The sequence below is a fragment of the Clostridium neuense genome, assembly GCF_045310695.1.
Classification (GTDB): Bacteria; Bacillota; Clostridia; order Clostridiales; family Clostridiaceae; genus Clostridium_S; species Clostridium_S neuense.
Genome location: NZ_JBJIAA010000009.1, coordinates 1 through 18,687, shown reverse-complemented (window position 1 = coordinate 18,687; position 18,687 = coordinate 1). Strand labels below are relative to the sequence as shown.

General features: G+C 31.9%; 12 protein-coding genes. 11 read left to right on the top strand and 1 reads right to left on the bottom strand.

The window, feature by feature from the left end; all coding sequences use genetic code 11:
- The first annotated feature begins 68 nt into the window (after positions 1-68).
- The 3 genes from ACJDT4_RS11590 (at position 69) to ACJDT4_RS11580 (ending at position 1,832) form a co-directional block, all read left to right on the top strand.
- The gene (locus ACJDT4_RS11590; RefSeq protein ID WP_406787941.1) at positions 69-965 is read left to right on the top strand and encodes an MBL fold metallo-hydrolase; all 897 of its coding nucleotides are present in this window, start codon (positions 69-71) and stop codon (positions 963-965) included.
- Positions 966-987: 22 nt separating this feature from the next.
- Positions 988-1,488, top strand: coding sequence for a GNAT family N-acetyltransferase (locus ACJDT4_RS11585; RefSeq protein WP_406787734.1), 501 nt, complete (start codon positions 988-990; stop codon positions 1,486-1,488).
- A gap of 206 nt (positions 1,489-1,694) precedes the next feature.
- Positions 1,695-1,832, top strand: a complete 138-nt coding sequence (locus tag ACJDT4_RS11580; protein ID WP_406787733.1) for a hypothetical protein — start codon at positions 1,695-1,697, stop codon at positions 1,830-1,832.
- A 76-nt stretch (positions 1,833-1,908) separates the two neighbouring features.
- Here ACJDT4_RS11580 and ACJDT4_RS11575 read toward each other — a convergent pair whose 3' ends face one another.
- Positions 1,909-3,621, bottom strand: a complete 1,713-nt coding sequence (locus ACJDT4_RS11575; protein ID WP_406787732.1) for a methyl-accepting chemotaxis protein — start codon at positions 3,619-3,621, stop codon at positions 1,909-1,911.
- A 1,207-nt stretch (positions 3,622-4,828) separates the two neighbouring features.
- Between ACJDT4_RS11575 and ACJDT4_RS11570 the strand changes: the two genes are divergently transcribed.
- From ACJDT4_RS11570 to ACJDT4_RS11535, 8 genes are all read left to right on the top strand, one after another.
- Entirely contained in the window at positions 4,829-5,794 is a 966-nt protein-coding gene (locus ACJDT4_RS11570) for an NAD-dependent epimerase/dehydratase family protein (protein ID WP_406787731.1), read from the top strand.
- Positions 5,787-6,908, top strand: a complete 1,122-nt coding sequence (locus tag ACJDT4_RS11565; protein WP_406787730.1) for a DegT/DnrJ/EryC1/StrS family aminotransferase — start codon at positions 5,787-5,789, stop codon at positions 6,906-6,908. The genes ACJDT4_RS11570 and ACJDT4_RS11565 overlap by 8 nt, the downstream gene beginning before the upstream one ends.
- The gene (locus ACJDT4_RS11560) at positions 6,889-7,458 is read left to right on the top strand and encodes an acyltransferase (protein WP_406787729.1); all 570 of its coding nucleotides are present in this window, start codon (positions 6,889-6,891) and stop codon (positions 7,456-7,458) included. Before ACJDT4_RS11565 ends, ACJDT4_RS11560 begins: the two co-directional genes overlap by 20 nt.
- 12 nt (positions 7,459-7,470) lie before the next feature.
- A complete protein-coding gene (locus ACJDT4_RS11555; RefSeq protein WP_406787728.1) occupies positions 7,471-9,810 on the top strand; it encodes a glycosyltransferase family 4 protein in 2,340 nt (779 codons plus the stop codon).
- Between the two features lie 102 nt (positions 9,811-9,912).
- On the top strand, positions 9,913-11,229 hold the full coding sequence (locus ACJDT4_RS11550; RefSeq protein ID WP_406787727.1) for a nucleotide sugar dehydrogenase: 1,317 nt from the start codon (positions 9,913-9,915) through the stop codon (positions 11,227-11,229).
- 90 nt (positions 11,230-11,319) lie between these two features.
- Positions 11,320-15,078: a beta strand repeat-containing protein gene (locus tag ACJDT4_RS11545; protein ID WP_406787726.1), complete on the top strand. Its 3,759-nt coding sequence runs from the start codon at positions 11,320-11,322 to the stop codon at positions 15,076-15,078.
- A 180-nt stretch (positions 15,079-15,258) separates the two neighbouring features.
- Entirely contained in the window at positions 15,259-17,031 is a 1,773-nt protein-coding gene (locus ACJDT4_RS11540; RefSeq protein ID WP_406787725.1) for a glycosyltransferase, read from the top strand.
- A 231-nt stretch (positions 17,032-17,262) separates the two neighbouring features.
- Positions 17,263-18,492, top strand: a complete 1,230-nt coding sequence (locus ACJDT4_RS11535; RefSeq protein ID WP_406787724.1) for a deoxyguanosinetriphosphate triphosphohydrolase family protein — start codon at positions 17,263-17,265, stop codon at positions 18,490-18,492.
- The last annotated feature ends 195 nt before the right edge of the window (positions 18,493-18,687 follow it).

The following is an 18,687-nucleotide window of genomic DNA, read 5'->3' as shown; positions in this document are numbered from 1 at the left end:
GTTATATATTACAAAAGTCAATAATTATAAAGGAGGGGACTGGACTTTATATATTGTCCAATAAGCATATGGAATTAACAAAAATAAAAGGTAATACTTATTATATAAATGCTCCAACCAATATAGGGGTATACGTGTTTAAAAATAAAAATTGTCTTCTTATAGATACTGGAAAGGATAATAGTGATGCTAGAAAAATAGATGAGGTTTTAGTACAAAATGGGCTGCACCCTAAATACATAATAAACACTCATCATCATTTAGATCATTGTGGTGGAAACATTTATTTTCAAAATACCTATCCAGGATGTATTGTGTATTCTTCGGAAAAAGAAAAAATAAATATGGAAAACCCACATCTTTATCCCTATGGGCTTTTTGGAGCAAGTCCTGTAAAAGAGCTGCACAAGAGTAATAAGGCTATTATGGTGGATTTTGTAACAAATGAAGGGGAAAATAAAATAGGTGATGAAAAATTTGAAGTTATAAGCTTAAAAGGGCATACAGTAGATTTAATAGGAGTAATTACACACGAAAAGGTTTGTTTTGTTGGAGATGGTATTTTCTCTATTGAAAATATCAAGAAGCATTCACTTCCATATCTTTATGATGTGAATTTGGAAAAGGAAACTTTAAACTATTTGAGAGAAGTTGATGGTGATTACTTTGTAATAGGACATAGTGATAAAGTTCTTACAAAGGAAGAATTTATGGCTGTTATAGACAAAAATTTATGCAATATAAATGAATATGAAAAACAAATACTAGAGCTTTTAGATCAACCGCTTACCAAAGAAAATCTTCTTGAAAATTTAACTGTTTTAAATGAATTAACTATGGACTTTAATGAGTATTATATAAATCTTGCATCAGTATCTGCATTTATTTCGTATTTGTACAATAAAAATTTGCTTGAATATTCTCTTGAAGATGGAAATTTATATTATTTTAAAAAGCCTCAATAAAGTTCTATAGGAATGTAAAGGCATGGAAATTAGGCTAAAGGAATTGTCGATTTATGATAGTACAGAAATATTTGCAATGATTAAGGAAATTGGACCTGGAGAGAATGGTTTTATAAACGAGGGATATCGTATAAGTTATAGTGAATTTAGAAGTTATTTGGAAGGAAATTTTGAGTTATCAAAGGGTACAAATTTAAGTTCAAGATATGTGCCGCAGACTATTTATTGGCTTTATGTAGATTATAGACCTGTAGGAATGGGTAAGCTTAGGCACTCTTTGAATGACAGCTTAAAAAAAGTTGGTGGACATATAGGGTATGCCATAAGACCATCAGAACGTGGAAAAGGATATGGAAATATCATTTTAAGAGAACTTTTAAAAAGGGCAAAGGAAAAGGGAATAGATAAAGTATTTATAACATGCATTGAAAGCAATATACCATCAAGAAAAATTATAGAAATTAACAATGGCAAGCTTCAGGATATATTTCATGGCATTTGTAGATATTGGATTTATGTGTGAAAGGGAGTATACCAACCACACTAAGAAATGTGAAGTAAGTGCATCGCATTACACGGTGTTTAAGGAAAGTTTTTCTCCGCTTCTCTGCGAGAAATTCGTTGTAAACATAGTTGATAAATAAAAAATAAAGGTAATATATGGTGTAAAAATTTAATTGGCTACAAAGATTCACACCAAAATTCCGTAGGTACGGAGGAATTTTTTCCTTGCACAACTGTGGTAGCGAAGTAACAATGCTTAAGGAACAGTTTAAAAAAGCTCTAATAAATCTTGATAAAAAAATCCTAAAATCCTTAGATGTTTCAATTTGTTTGAGCCAAAAGCGAGTTATTGAAACATCTTAGGATTTTAGGATTTTTTATCTTAGATTTATAGAACTTTTTTAATGTGACGAAGTATTGTTACTTTGCATTGTTTTTATTAAACTTCAAATTTAGAAGCCATCTCATTAATTTTTTTAGAAAGCTCAGAAGCCTTTTGAGATTGTTTGGCCATGTGCTCTAAGGCTAGACTAGTTTCTGTAATACTTGCGAGTATTTCTTCAGAATTTGAAGAAGATTCCTCAGAAGCAGAGGATATATTTAAAACAATAGGATTTACATTTGATATATTGTCTTTTATAGAAATAGACGAAGTTGATATTTTATTGGACATTTCAGATATAAACTGAGCATCTTCTTCATACTGATTACCAACATCTGTTATCATTTTATAGTCACTCATAATTTGTGAATTTATAAATTCAAGTATATCGTTAGCATGACCGGCTAAATTATCTGTAACTGCTATAGCTTTCTCTACATTTGATTTTATTTTGGCTACAGTGCTGTTTGATTGCTCTGCAAGAGCTCTAACTTCTTCAGCAACAACTACAAATCCTTTTCCAGCTTCGCCAGCACGTGCTGCTTCTATGGATGCGTTAAGGGCTAGCAAATTTGTTTGTTCTGATATTTCCTCAATGTCTTGGGCCATATTGTTTATTTCATTTACAATTTTGATATCAGCTATTGCTTTTTTTACTTGAGATTTTTTCGCAGAATACAAATTCATTACATTCTTTGATGAACTATCCGTTTTTGCTTTAATGTCGGCGGCTCTATTCATTATTTCGGAGGAAATTTTACTGCTATCTACAGCTTTATTACTAAGTTCAATGGATTGCTTGTTAATTTCATTTGTGGATGAACTTACATCACTTGTAGCAGTGTTAAGCTTTATGCTGCCATTTGATATTAATTCAGCAGATTCTTTTATGCTGAACATATTAGCAGAAACCTCTTCCATTGAAGCAGTTAAATCTTCACTGGAGGATCCTAAAACTTTCATATCATTTGTAAGTTCGAAAATAAGATTTCTCATGCTTTCAGTAGCTATATTTAAGGATTTTCCCATAGTTCCAATTTCATCGTCATAGTTTACTTCTATTTTATGAGTAAGATCTCCTTTAGATAAACTATTGGCAAAATCTATAACACTGTTTATTCTCTTTTTTAGCCATATAGACATTATAGTTCCTAGTATGGACAATAGCACAGCGGCAATTACTATAATTATAACTTGTACAGCAAAGGAATATGTATAAACCTTTTTATTTGAAATTGAAACGCTTTTGGCGAGATTTGTATTATCCCTTATTACGGTATTTAAAGCAGAAATAAGCTGATCTCTTATGCCCATGTAATCTTGAGAATATGTTTCAGATGCAGAGCTATAGTCACCACCTTCTGCGGCTTTGCATATTTTATCTCGAACATCTTTATAGTCAGATAAGAGTCTTTTTACTTCTGCTAAATCTTCTTTTTCTTTTTGAGATAGGTTACCAGTTGTCTCAAATTGATTTAAGGTATTACTGCTTACTTCAAAAAGATTCTGAAGATTATTTTCAGAAGAACTTATATCATTTTTAAAGTTTGGGTTTATAATGTGTTCCATATTCGATAAGCCTAAATTTATATTATTTTGTATGGAATATAGATTTTCAAGGCTCAGCAAGTTATTGTTGTACATGCTGTTGGTATTATTGTTCATTGTTTTCATATTTACAATTCCTATAATTCCAACTAATATTAGAAACAAAATACTTATTATGTTTAGGGCAATCAATTTTTGGGATATCTTGATTTTTTTTAACATATGTAAATACACCTCTTAAATTTTTATGGGGATAAAATTTTATACCAATGAAATATGTTTACAACCATTTAAATCTTATAGCTTAACTTCTATTTTGTCAATATTATGGTGGAAAAAATAGATATATATCTATATACTATACTTTTGTGTATATTTATGTTAAAATATATGTCGAATGGTAAAAAATTAAGTAATTATGTAAAACATAAAGGGTTAATATAAGAAGTGTAAAATAAGAATTTGCTTTTTTATGCTATATATAAACAACATGGAAGATTTAAATTCATAATACTAAATTTATACTGTTAAATTATAGCTTATACCAGAGCACAATTGACAGAGTACAGTGAAGGTGAATTTGCCTTTCATTTTTCTCAGGCAAATCATAGAACTTAATAGCCTCAGCTGCGCTGAACACTATGTTTTATGCCATGCGCAAGGATTAAGTCTTAGATTTTTCCAAGCGATAACGGAGAAAAATCATCATTAACTGTCCTCTGTCAATTGTACTCTGTACTCTAAGTGAAATTTTAGATTTATGGGATAAATTTGGTGTTAGTCATTTCAAACTTTCAAGTTGTCTATCTATAATAAATGGCTGACATTGAAATTTAATTTACATAAGTATTTAAGTATAATCCCCATGAGCTATAAAACATATAAGTTAAAATGGCAGCCTCATATATAAGAATATGCAGCTAAGCCAGTTCAGGATAATGTATAACATTTGTATTTATGGTTAGTATGTATATTTATAGACTACATAAAGCGAGGTGTATTTCGTTGAACGTTGGCAGCATTGTGAGAATAGAAGATAATAATGAATGGAAAGGCTTATACGGTATAGTTAAATATAAGAATGATAATGAGTCGTATATCTTTTGCATTCAAAACCCCTGTTATCTTTACAAAGCTACAGAAAAAAACAATATAGTAGTTATGTAAGTAAAATTACTAAAGATAAACCACTTTGAAACTTGAAATTTATGTGTACCAAAATGTCGTTTTCTTGGCATTATGGTACACATGAATTTCAATATTTAAAGCGGTTTATCTATATTGTCTTTCATGACAAGCGTAGAGCATATAACTCAAACTCAAGGTTTGATGTTATATGCTCTATTTTTTATGAAATCACAAAAAAATATATTCTTAAATATAATATAGTGACTTATGTATGCAAAATTATTTTTAAGGTGTGATTAAGGTGAAAAACAAAAAAATATTATTAACGGGTGGAGCAGGCTTTATTGGATCACAATTATGCACAGAGTTATCAGAGGATAATGAAATATTAATATATGATAGTTTCAAAAGAAATGCAATAAAAAACACAGCTTTAGCTGGTAAAAAGAATGTAACTTTGGTTAAGGGAGATATCTTAGACTTTCTATTTTTAAAAAAGGTTGTGGATAAATTTAAACCGGATATTATCATTCATCTTGCAGCAATAGCCGGTATAGATACAGTAATTAAAGAACCTGTAAATACTATGAAGGTTAATATGATAGGAACCTTTAATATACTGGAAGCTGTTAAAGAATACTCAAATAGTATAGAGCGCTTTATTGATTTTTCTACTAGTGAAGTTTTTGGTGTTTATGCTTACAAAGTAAATGAAAGCAGCACAACGAACTTGGCACCTGTGGGGGAAGCTAGATGGACCTATTCTGTAAGTAAGCTTGCTGCTGAGCATCTTACAAATAGTTATTATAAAGAATATGGTCTTAAAACTGTAACTGTAAGACCATTTAATATATATGGACCAGGTCAGGTAGGAGAAGGAGCAATTCATGAATTTGTGGCAAGAGCTATAAAAAATGAAACAATTAAAGTCCATGGAGATGGAGATCAAATAAGATCCTGGTGCTATATAGACGATTTTATAGATGGAATTAAATTATGCCTTCAGAATGATAAGGCAATAGGCAATTCATTTAATATAGGTAATCCTAAAGGTACTATAACCATAGGTATGTTAGCACAGCTTGTAAAACAGGTGGCAAATTCTAAATCCCAAATTATATATGTGCCTAAAAATTATGAGGATGTTGAGTTAAGAGTGCCAAGTATAGAAAAGGCAGTAAAGCTGCTTGGCTTTAGCCCTAAATATGATTTGATGAAAGGATTAAACAAAACAATAGAATGGTATAGGAGAATGAAAGATGATTAGATTATCGCTTCCATATATAACAGAAGATGAAATAAAAGAAGTAACAGAAGTTTTAAATTCAAGGTATCTGGTTCAGGGAGAAAAGGTAAAGCAATTTGAGAAAGTTATTTCAAGTTATCTTAAGGTCAAGTATTGTATAGCTGTAAGTAGTGGAACAGCTGCACTTCACCTTGCACTTTTAGCCATAGGTATAAAAAAGGGAGATGAAATTATTGTACCGGATTTTACGTTCCCAGCCACAGCAAATTCAGTTGAGCTTACAGGAGCAAATACAAAATTTGTGGATATAAATCTGGATAGTTTTTGTATAGACGAAGATAAGCTTGAAGAAAAAATAACAGAAAAAACCAGAGCAATTATTCCTGTGCAGGAATTTGGACAGAGTGCCGATATGGATAAAATAATGGATATAGCACGCAGGTATAAATTAAGGGTAATAGAAGATGCAGCCTGTGCTTTAGGAGCAGAGTATAAAGGTAAAAAGGTAGGAACTATAGGGGATATAGGATGTTTTAGTTTTCATGCAAGAAAGCCAATTACTACAGGTGAAGGTGGAATCCTTGTAACCAATGATGAAGAAATAGCAAAAAAGGTTGAAATTTTGAGAAATCATGGAGAAGAAATTATAAATGGAAAAGTGGATTTTGTCGAAGCTGGATTTAACTATAGAATGACAGATATTCAGGCTGCTATAGGAATAGCACAAATGAAAAAAATTAAAGAAATGATGGATTATAGAAGACAAATTGCTTATGAATATAATAAATTTTTAAAGGATGAAGCCCTACTAACCTTTCCATGTGAAAAGAATTATGGCAGACACATTTATCAAACCTATCATATTCTTCTTAATAAGAGCATAAATAGGGAGTTTGTAAAGGGAAAATTAAAAGAGAAGGGAATAGAAAGCAATTTGGGAGCTTATGCTGTACACTGCCAGAGCTATTATAGGAATAAGTATAAATTTAACGATAAGGATTTTCAAAATTCTATATACGCATATGAAAATGGTCTGGCACTTCCAATGTATCAGGAGCTTGATTTGAAAGAAATAAAATTTATATGTGACTGTATAAAAAAATCAATATTATGGAGTGATAAAAATAAAATTTGAAGATGAATTTAAAAATTATACTCACAGCAAAAGAGAAGAGATGTATAAAAACTGGAATAGGGTTTTACCAACTAATGAGTTATTTTTTGATAGATGGGAAAAAGCAAAATATTTAAATTGTGGAGAGGGAAGCAGCATATATGATACTAGTATTATAATGGGTAAGGTTATCATTGGAAAAAATGTCTGGATTGGACCCTTCACCATGATAGAAGGAATTAATGGGAAGGTTGAAATAGGTGATAATTGTAATATTAGTACAGGAGTTAATATATATACCCATGATTCCTCAATGCATGTAGTGAGTGGTGGAAAGCTACCATTTAAAAAAGGTGATGTGCACATCGGTAAGAACACCTATATAGGGAGTATGTCTGTAATAAAGCAAAATATTATAATAGGTGATAATTGTATAATAGGTGCAAATAGTTTTGTAAACAAGAATATACCAGATAATAGTGTTGCTTTTGGTATACCTATAAAAGTTGTAGGTGAGGTAATAAATGAAGCAGGTGACTATAAGATAAAATATTTTAATAGTGAGGATTAAAGGTGAAGTTCAATGAAAAAAAAGGTGGCTTTTTTTGTTAAAGAAGGATTAGACAGTTTTCTTTCAGATATAATAGCAGAAATTTCAGGCGAATATGAAGTTAAAAAAATCATTGTTACAGCTTATAATCAAATTAATGAGGGGGTGCAGTGGGCAGACATTTGTTGGTTTGAATGGTGTGATGATCTCGTAATATATGGAAGTAAGCTTCAAGAAGCTAAAGAAAAAAAGATTATATGTAGACTCCATAGTTATGAGGCATTTTCAGACTATCCTTCAAATGTAAATTGGAAGAATGTAGATAAGCTTATATTTGTATCTAGCTATATAAGGGATTTTTCTGTTAAAAGATTTAATTTAGATATAAGTAAAACTGAAGTAATTGAAAATGGAATAGACTTATCAAAATACAAGTTTAAGAATAGAAATGCAGGCTTTAATATAGCTTATGTAGGATATATTAATTACAAAAAAGGACCAATGCTGCTTTTACACTCTTTTAAAGCTATTTATGATAAGAATAATAAATACAAACTATATATTGCAGGAAACTTTCAAGATTATAGAGATATCTTGTATTTTCAGCAGATGATAAAAGAATTTTCAATTGAGAATAATGTAATATATGATGGTTGGCAGGAGGATTTAGATAAATGGCTGGAAGATAAGAATTATATTTTATGCACCAGTATTTTAGAATCACAGAATATGAGCATTATGCAGGCTATGGCTAAAGGTATAAAGCCTATAGTGCACAATTTTGTTGGGGCTAAAACAATATATCCTAAGGAATATGTATGGAATACCATAAGCGAAGCAGTTCAAATGTTTCTTGAGGATAAATATACTTCTAAGGAATACAGGGATTTTATTGAATATAATTATTCCTTAAGTAGACAAATCATGAAAATCAAAAAGCTAATAAAGGCTGAGGACAATAATAAAATAGATCTACTAAAAAATAAATTTAAAGAAAATTGCGACGATATAGCAAATTCGGAAAGGCTATTTAATTTTCTGCTTGATAATAATATGGAGAAGGAATATATGAAGTGCATATCAGAATGGTTTGTGAGAAGCAGATATGATTATACCAGTAAGTTTAACTATTATTATGGAAATATGTATAGAAAGTTTAACAGCTACGGTAGATTTAAATATATAAATGACGATTCATATAAGAAAATGGAGCTCATTGGAGAAGAATTTTGCAGCAAATACTATGACCAATATTTTAAAAATACAGATAAAAATGTAAAAAATAAAAATACGCTTTTTATATTAAATGGGTTGGATTTAAAGCAGAGTGTTATTCAGTTTTTTATAAATTATTTAAATAAAATCGATGGAGCTGAATATAACTACTCAGTATTAAGCCTTTTAAATAAAGCTGAGTTTAATAATGCCAAGGAAAGCATAGAGTGTTTTTCTAAATTAAATATAAATTTATTAGTGCCTAAAGGGACGACTATAGAAGATAAAATGAGAGAATTTTATAATTTTATAAGAGAGAATAATATTAACTACTGCGTTTATTCGTCCATTTATTATGCACCAGTAGGTGTTTTAATATTTCCACTGCTAAAGAAGCTATGTAAAGCTGTAGGACTGATGCAGTTTCAACAACCGGAACCATATTTTGATGGAAAGGTTGATTTTGTTTATGCCTATATGAAAAAGGATAACTGCTGCAAAAATATTTTTGATGCTATATCACCTATAAATACAGATAAGGTGGATAACAACCTTAATATAAGAGATTTACTTCATGTTGATAATGATAAGAAGGTAATAGTATCTGTTGGAAGGAGTATGAAGTATAAAAGTGAATTGTTTTGGAAATTTGTAATAAAGCTTGTTTCTGAAATAGATAATGTGTGCTTTGCGGTTTTTGGATGTGAATATGGTGAATTTAAAAAATATGTACCAGAAGTTTTTTTATTAAATAAAAGTATATTTTTTTTAGGATTTAATTTAAATGCTTCATCTTATTTAAAAAGCTGTGATTTTTATTTGAATTCATACAATATACCAGGTGGGTATGCGGTTGAAGAAGCATATTATGCAGGACTGCCTATAATAACCTTTTGCGAAAATGAAGAAGATGGTAAGGCATTCGATTCAATGATTGCGGGATATTACACCATATCATATTTATACAAGGATGCAGATAAAATATTTCCAAGGGTAGATGATTTTGAAGCTTTATTTGCTTTTGCTAAAAATTTAATAAAGGACGATGAATATAGAAATTATGTTCAAAGCAATAGAGCCATTGATAATAAAGAATTAAGCTTTAGTAGTTTTGTAAGTAGATTTGAAAAATATATTGATGAGCATAGTAGAAAATAGCAAAATTTTTAACAAAAACTCTTTAGATAAATATAATATATAATACCATGTATTCTATGATATGGGTATTAACTGAATTTTCTATTAAAGGAGTGCTTTATTTTGCAAAGTAAGGAAAAATTAATAAACAAGATTAAGAATAAAACATCAGTAGTTGGTGTAATAGGATTAGGTTATGTAGGACTTCCGCTTGCTGTACAAACTTCAGTCAAAGGATATAAAGTAATAGGCTTTGATGTTCAACAAAAGAAGGTTGATATGGTTAATTCAGGAGAAAATTATATAGATGATATAAAGAATGAAGTGTTTAAGGAAGTAGTGGATAGTGGTAAACTTACAGCTACTTCTGATTTTAAATATATAGACAATGCAGATGTTATTTTAATATGTGTGCCAACGCCTCTTGATAAACATCAACAGCCAGATATAAGTTATGTTAAAGCTTCAACGGAAGCTGTTGCAGCCAATATGCATAAAAATATGCTTATAATACTGGAAAGTACCACTTATCCTGGTACCACAGAAGAACTTGTTATGCCAACACTTGAGCAAAAATTAACATTAAAATGTGAGAGTGATTTTTACCTTGCGTTTTCTCCAGAAAGAGTTGATCCGGGTAATTTGCTGTATAAAACTAAAAATACACCTAAAGTAGTTGGTGGAATAGGTAGTGTAAGCACTGAACTAGCGGCTTTATTTTATAGAAATATACTTGAAAGTGAAGTTTATAAGGTTTCAAGCCCTAAGGTTGCAGAAATGGAAAAAATTCTTGAAAACACCTATAGAAATATTAATATTGGTTTAATAAACGAAATGGCGATTATTTGTAATAAAATGAACATTAATATATGGGAAGTTATAGAAGCAGCAAAAACAAAACCATATGGTTTTCAGGCATTTTATCCGGGTCCGGGACTGGGTGGACACTGTATACCTCTAGACCCGTACTATCTTACCTGGAAGGCTAAAGAATACGATTATCATACTAGGCTTATAGAAACCTCTGGTGAAATAAATAACTATATGCCTCAGTATATTTTGGAGAGGGCTGTAAAAATATTAAATAAATTTGGTAAAGCTTTAGTTAATTCAAAGATTTTAATATTAGGAGTAGCTTATAAAAAGGATATAGATGATTACAGAGAGAGTCCATCAATTAGAATAATAGAAAAATTTAAAGAAGAAGGTGCTAAAGTAGAGTTTTATGATCCGTATATTCCTATGTACAAATATAACGGAGGAGAATATACGGGAATAGAGCTTACTAAAGAAGTCTTGGAGGATAGTGATCTTGTAATTATAACTACTGCTCATAGTAATTATGACTACAATTTTATACAAAAATACTCTAAGTATGTTTTTGACACCAGAAATGCAACGAGCGATGTTTTAGATAAATATAATATTGAATTATTATAAAAATATTTTAACACATCTGTATATTAATAACTATAATATAATGAAGCTAAAAATTGCTTTACTTGGAACAGAAATAGGGAGTGATAAACTATGGCAAATAGCATAGTGTTTCAAAACTCTGCTAGCCAGCTAAAAACACAGATATATGGATTGAATGCCGGTAAAGCTACACCGGTAGAAGTTGATGCAAATGGAAGACTAATTGTTTCTGGTATTGGAAGCTTAAGTAGAATAAGTGGAATTGGAACTGTGGACAAATTAGGAACGGTAGGAACAGTAGCGAAATTAAGTTTGATAGGAACAATAGATAGATTAATTTCTGTGGCAACAATCGGAAGAGTTTCTGGGGTTGGCACAGTAGCAAGGTTGAGCTCAGTAGGCACAATAGCTAGATTAGCCTCAGTAGCAACAATAAGTAGAATCGGTGGAGTCGGAACAGTAACGAGATTAAGTTCAGTAGGAACAATAGATAGATTAGCTTCTGTTGCAACAATCGGACGAGTAGCTGGAGTTGGAACAGTATCAAGATTGAGCTCAGTAGGCACAATAGATAGATTAGCATCAGTAGCAACAATAAGTAGAATCGGTGGAGTTGGAACAGTAGCAAGATTAAGTTCGGTAGGCACAATAGATAGATTAGCTTCTGTTGCAACAATCGGACGAGTAGCTGGAGTTGGAACAGTAGCAAGATTGAGCTCAGTAGGCACCATAGATAGATTAGCATCAGTAGCAACAATAAGTAGAATCGGTGGAGTTGGAACAGTATCAAGATTGAGCTCAGTAGGAACAATAGATAGATTAGCTTCAGTTGCAACAATCGGAAGAGTTGCCGGAGTTGGAACAGTAGCAAGATTAAGTTCAGTAGGGACAATAGATAGATTAGCATCAGTAGCAACAATCGGAAGAGTTGCTGGAGTCGGAACAGTAACGAGATTAAGCTCAGTAGGAACAATAGATAGATTAGCTTCTGTAGCAACAATCGGAAGAGTTGCTGGAGTCGGAACAGTAACGAGATTAAGCTCAGTAGGAACAATAGATAGATTAGCCTCAGTAGCGACAATAAGTAGAATCGGTGCAGTAGGCACAGTAGCAAGATTAAGTTCAGTAGGAACCATAGATAGGTTGGCATCAGTAGCAACAATCGGAAGAGTTGCTGGAGTTGGAACAGTAGCAAGATTAAGTTCAGTCGGAACAATAGATAGATTAGCCTCAGTAGCAACAATAAGTAGAATCGGTGCAGTAGGAACAATAACAAGATTAAGTTCAGTGGGCACCATAGATAGATTAGCATCAGTAGCAACAATCGGAAGAGTTGCTGGAGTCGGAACAGTAGCAAGATTAAGTTCGGTAGGCACAATAGATAGATTAGCCTCAGTAGCAACAATAAGTAGAATCGGTGGAGTTGGAACAGTAGCAAGATTGAGTTCAGTGGGCACAATAGATAGATTAGCATCAGTAGCAACAATCGGACGAGTAGCTGGAGTCGGAACAGTAGCAAGATTAAGTTCAGTAGGAACTATAGATAGATTAGCCTCAGTAGCAACAATAAGTAGAATCGGTGCAGTAGGAACAGTAACAAGATTGAGTTCAGTAGGCACCATAGATAGATTAGCTTCTGTAGCAACAATCGGAAGAGTTGCCGGAGTTGGAACAGTAGCAAGATTAAGTTCAGTAGGAACAATAGATAGATTAGCTTCTGTTGCAACAATAAGTAGAATCGGTGCAGTAGGAACAGTAACGAGATTGAGTTCAGTAGGAACTATAGATAGATTAGCCTCAGTAGCAACAATCGGAAGAGTTGCCGGAGTTGGAACAGTAGCAAGATTGAGCTCAGTAGGCACAGTAGCAAGATTAAGCTCGGTCGGCACCATAGATAGATTAGCTTCTGTAGCAACAATAAGTAGAATCGGTGCAGTCGGAACAGTAACGAGATTGAGTTCAGTGGGCACAATAGATAGATTAGCATCAGTAGCAACAATCGGAAGAATTGCTGGAGTCGGCACAGTAACAAGATTAAGTTCAGTAGGCACAATAGATAGATTAGCATCAGTAGCAACAATTGGAAGAGTAGCTGGAGTCGGAACAGTAGCAAGATTGAGCTCAGTAGGCACAATAGATAGATTAGCTTCTGTTGCAACAATAAGTAGAATTGGTGCAGTTGGAACAGTAGCAAGATTGAGTTCAGTGGGCACCATAGATAGATTAGCATCAGTAGCAACAATCGGACGAGTAGCTGGAGTCGGAACAGTAGCAAGATTAAGCTCGGTCGGCACCATAGATAGATTAGCTTCTGTAGCAACAATAAGTAGAATCGGTGCAGTCGGAACAGTAACGAGATTGAGTTCAGTGGGCACCATAGATAGATTAGCATCAGTAGCAACAATCGGACGAGTAGCTGGAGTCGGAACAGTAGCAAGATTAAGTTCGGTAGGCACAATAGATAGATTAGCATCAGTAGCAACAATCGGACGAGTAGCTGGAGTCGGAACAGTAGCAAGATTAAGTTCAGTAGGAACAATAGATAGATTAGCATCAGTAGCAACAATAAGTAGAATCGGTGCAGTCGGAACAGTAACAAGATTGAGTTCAGTGGGCACAATAGATAGATTAGCCTCAGTAGCAACAATCGGAAGAGTTGCCGGAGTTGGAACAGTAGCAAGATTGAGCTCAGTAGGCACAATAGATAGATTAGCTTCTGTTGCAACAATAAGTAGAATTGGTGCAGTAGGAACAGTAACGAGATTGAGTTCAGTAGGAACAATAGATAGATTAGCATCAGTAGCAACAATCGGAAGAGTTGCTGGAGTCGGAACAGTAGCAAGATTGAGTTCAGTAGGCACAATAGATAGATTAGCTTCTGTTGCAACAATAAGTAGAATTGGTGCAGTTGGAACAGTAGCAAGATTGAGTTCAGTAGGAACAATAGATAGATTAGCCTCAGTAGCAACAATCGGAAGAGTTGCTGGAGTCGGAACAGTAGCAAGATTAAGTTCAGTAGGAACAATAGATAGATTAGCCTCAGTAGCAACAATAAGTAGAATCGGTGCAGTCGGAACAGTAACAAGATTGAGTTCAGTGGGCACCATAGATAGATTAGCCTCAGTAGCAACAATCGGACGAGTAGCTGGAGTCGGAACAGTAGCAAGATTGAGTTCAGTAGGCACCATAGATAGATTAGCTTCTGTTGCAACAATTGGAAGAGTAGCTGGAGTAGGCACAGTAGCAAGATTAAGTTCAGTAGGAACCATAGATAGGTTGGCATCAGTAGCAACAATCGGACGAGTAGCTGGAGTTGGAACAGTAGCAAGATTAAGTTCAGTAGGGACAATAGATAGATTAGCATCAGTAGCAACAATTGGAAGAGTAGCTGGAGTCGGCACAGTAACGAGATTAAGCTCAGTTGGCACAATAACAAGATTAGAAGCAATTGGTACCCTAAGTGCAGTTGGAACTTTGAGTGGCATAAGTTCAACAGTACAAGTTGATTTAATTAACAGAGGATTTTATTCAACTATTCAAACTAGAAGTTTGACATCTGCTACTCCGACATGGTTTGGATTAATTGATGTATCACGTTTTTCAGATACGTCATGGTATATTACAAAAAATCCATCAGTAGGACCTGTAACTGTAAGACTTGGAGCAACTCCTAGCATGAGAAGTAATGGTGATGTTACAACAACGTATCCTTTAGCATTGATTAATGAGACTGCTACTCTTGTTGGTACTACTCCTAAAATTATAACAAACGATTATTATATGAAGTATATTGCTGTAAGAGCATCAAGCACTGAAGCATCAGCAGGTACTCCTCAAAATGTTACTATTGTATTTAATGGTAGAGTTTAATAAAAAAAGCAATTTTATAGAATTGATTCATTTTAACTAAATTACGATACCTCACATAACAATGTGAGGTACCACTTTTTAGAGTAACTTAAATGGAGGTATTTAGGTTTTATATATTTTATAAAGTTCTATTAAGAGTAGTTATAGGAATTGTGTATAGCTTAAGGAGGGGTATATTTCATGAAAAATGAAATAAGTTTATGCATGATTGTAAAAAATGAAGAAAAGTATTTGTCACAATGCCTCAATAGTGTAAAAGATATAGTAGATGAAATAATTGTAGTTGATACAGGCTCCACTGATAAAACTGTAGATATAGCTAAAAGCTTTGGAGCAAAATTATATTATTTTAAATGGAATAATAACTTTAGTGAAGCGAGAAATATATCTTTAAAATATGCTACTAAGGATTGGATACTGATAATGGATGCTGACGATGAATTTTGTAATGAAGATAAGATTAAATTTAGAGAATTGTTGCAGCAATTGAATGAAAATATGATTTACTATTTTGAAACTTTAAATTACTGCGGCGATATACCTAATAATTCTAATATTAGTGTAAATTTAAATCCTAGATTGTTTAAAAATAATTATGGCTTTTTTTATGAGGGAAAAGTTCATAATCAACTTATGAATAACAGTCATGTGTGTAGTGGAGCAAGTTGTGCAATAAGAGTATATCACTATGGTTATCTTGAAAGTACTGTAAAGGATAAAGACAAAAGAAATAGAAATATAACTCTTTTAAAAGATCAAATAAGTAAAGATCCCAACGATAGCTATGCTTATTTTAATCTTGGAAATGAGTACTACGCTTTAGGCGATAACGAAAAAGCATTAGAGTGTTATCTAAAATCTTATGAGGATTTTAGTTTAGATAAAGGATATTCATTTGTATTAATGATTAAGATGATTATTGCAAATATAGATTTAAAAAGATATGATGAAGCTCTTAAATTAGCGGATAAGGCGGCAGAATACTATAGTATGTCTACAGATATATATTATTTAAAAGGTCTTATATATGAAATTCAAGGTAGGTATACTTTGGCAATAAGAGCTCTTGAAGAGTGCATTAAAATAGCTAATCCGCCCTCTGAATATAAATTTATATATGGGACAGAAAGCTTTAAATCTTTATATGAGCTTGCAAATATTTATATGAAGCTCAAGGATTATACGAGTGCTTTTAAATACTATGAAGATACAATAAGGGTAAAGCGAGATTCTGTAGAATGTATTTACAACATTTGCCATATATTAAAAGAAGAAAAGCGCCCTATAAAAGAAATTAAAGCTATAATTGAGGGTCTTTTTTCAGAATATCCTAAGGCTTATCAAATTATAGCAGATGTTCTTTTTAATGAGGGATATTATGAGGATGCCCTTGAATATGAGAAAAAATGTGAAGACGCAGGAATAGAAAATGAAGATTTAAAAATGTTTAAGTCAAATTGCTTTTTAAGGACTAAAAACTATGATGAATGCGTAAAAATGAACAGCATAACACAAGAAAGTCCTTATTATTTTCAATTCTTAACTAATAAAGTCATAGCATTTGTTTTAAAAGAGCAGTATGATGAGGCAAAAAAGGTCTTAGAAAATATTAAAGGTGAGGAAAGCAAAAAAGAAGTGCAGGTATATGAGCAGTTTATAAATTTATTTATGGGAAAAGAAACTAAGATATTGTCAGAAGATGAAAAAGAAAAAGGATATACAAATACAATTTTTAAGATTTGTGAAGTTTTGCTAATAAATAAGGAGCTCGACAAATTTGAACTGTCTCTGGAATTACTAAATTTAATAAGCGACAAGGATGTTCTTAATATTTTGGCTAAGATATATTACAAACATGGGTATGTTGAAATGGCTAAAAATGAAATATTAAGATCTATAAAAATTTTTGATGTTTATGATAATTATGGACTAGATATATTGAGAGAAATATGAATAAAAACAGGTGAGAGGTTTTGAGGAGTTATTTAAATAAAATCTTTCACCTATAGATAAACCGTTTCAGTTACTGAAATTCATGTGAACCTCAATGTTCAAAAGATGGCATTTTGGTACAAATAAATTTCAAGTTTCAGAGTGGTTTATCTTTAGTTAATTTGATATTATAGTACATAATTTTGTATACTATTAATATATAGAAAAATCATGTGTAGGGAGGGATGAATTTTGCAATCAGGTAAATTTAGAAGAGTAGCCGCTAATAATGAAAATCCTTTATGGAATAACTATGTAAGAAGATGTGAAGATGCTTATGGAAGGAGTTCCGAAATAGTAAGTGATTTTGAAAAAGACTATAGTAGGATTTTAAATTGTACAGCTTATAGAAGATTAAAACATAAAACTCAAGTTTTTTTTGCGACAAATCACGATCATATATGTACTAGAATAGAGCATGTAAATCATGTTGCTGCTGTAAGTTACAGTATAGCAAAATTTATGGGACTTAACACAGAATTATCTAATGCTATTGCTATTGGACATGATTTGGGACATGCACCCTTTGGACATGAAGGAGAGAGAATACTACGAGATATAATAAAAAAAGAAATAAGCGGTACATACTGGCATGAAAAAAATAGTCTTAAATTTGTAGATGAACTTGAAACAATAACTGATCAAATGGGAAATGAAGAAAATCTAAATTTAACTTATGCAGTGAGGGACGGAATCATAAGTCACTGCGGTGAGGTTAATGAAAATTCATTGTTTCCAAGGCAAGAATATATTGATTTAAATGAAATATCAAGACCAAATGAATATGCACCTTATACCTGGGAAGGATGTGTTGTAAAAATATCAGATAAGATATCCTATCTTGGAAGGGATATAGAAGATGCACTTACCCTCAAAATACTATCAATAAAAAAAATCAAGGAATTAAAAAAAATGGTAAGTGAATTTGCAACGGTTAATGTAGAAAATATAAATAATACCTTCTTTATGAATAAATTTACTATAGACCTGTGTGAAAATAGTTCTATTGAAGAAGGGCTTAGGTTTTCGAATAAATGCCTTCAACTTTTAAACTCTATAAAGGAATTTAATTACGAAAACATATATAACAATAAAAGATTACAAGCTTTTAAGGAATATGTAAGGCTTATAATTAAATCTATATACGGTGTGCTTATAAATTTTTATACAGATTCTAATATTTTCAAAGAACTTGAAGCAGCAAGAAGGGACTATCCAAATCTCATCCATTCTTTTAAGGATTGGCTTATTAAGTATTCTATTAGTAAAGATAATATACTTAGACCTAAAAACTACAATAATAAGCAAATATACAACATTGACACTAAGGAAGGATACACAAGAGCAGTTGTTGATTACATAACCGGAATGACCGATAATTTTGCCATAAAAATTTTCCAAGAACTCATAAAATTTGAGTAATCATACACGGGGTTTGGGCTTCAGCCCATTATCCTTCTATAACCATAATAAATAATTCTGTAAATTAAGGCAGGAAATTTAGAAAAGCACTAAAGTATATACACGGGGTTTGGGCTTCCAATGTCATCAACTTAAGAAACCTTACAATAAATTGAAGTGATATAAAATTTGATTTAAAAATTACTTTGCTAAAAA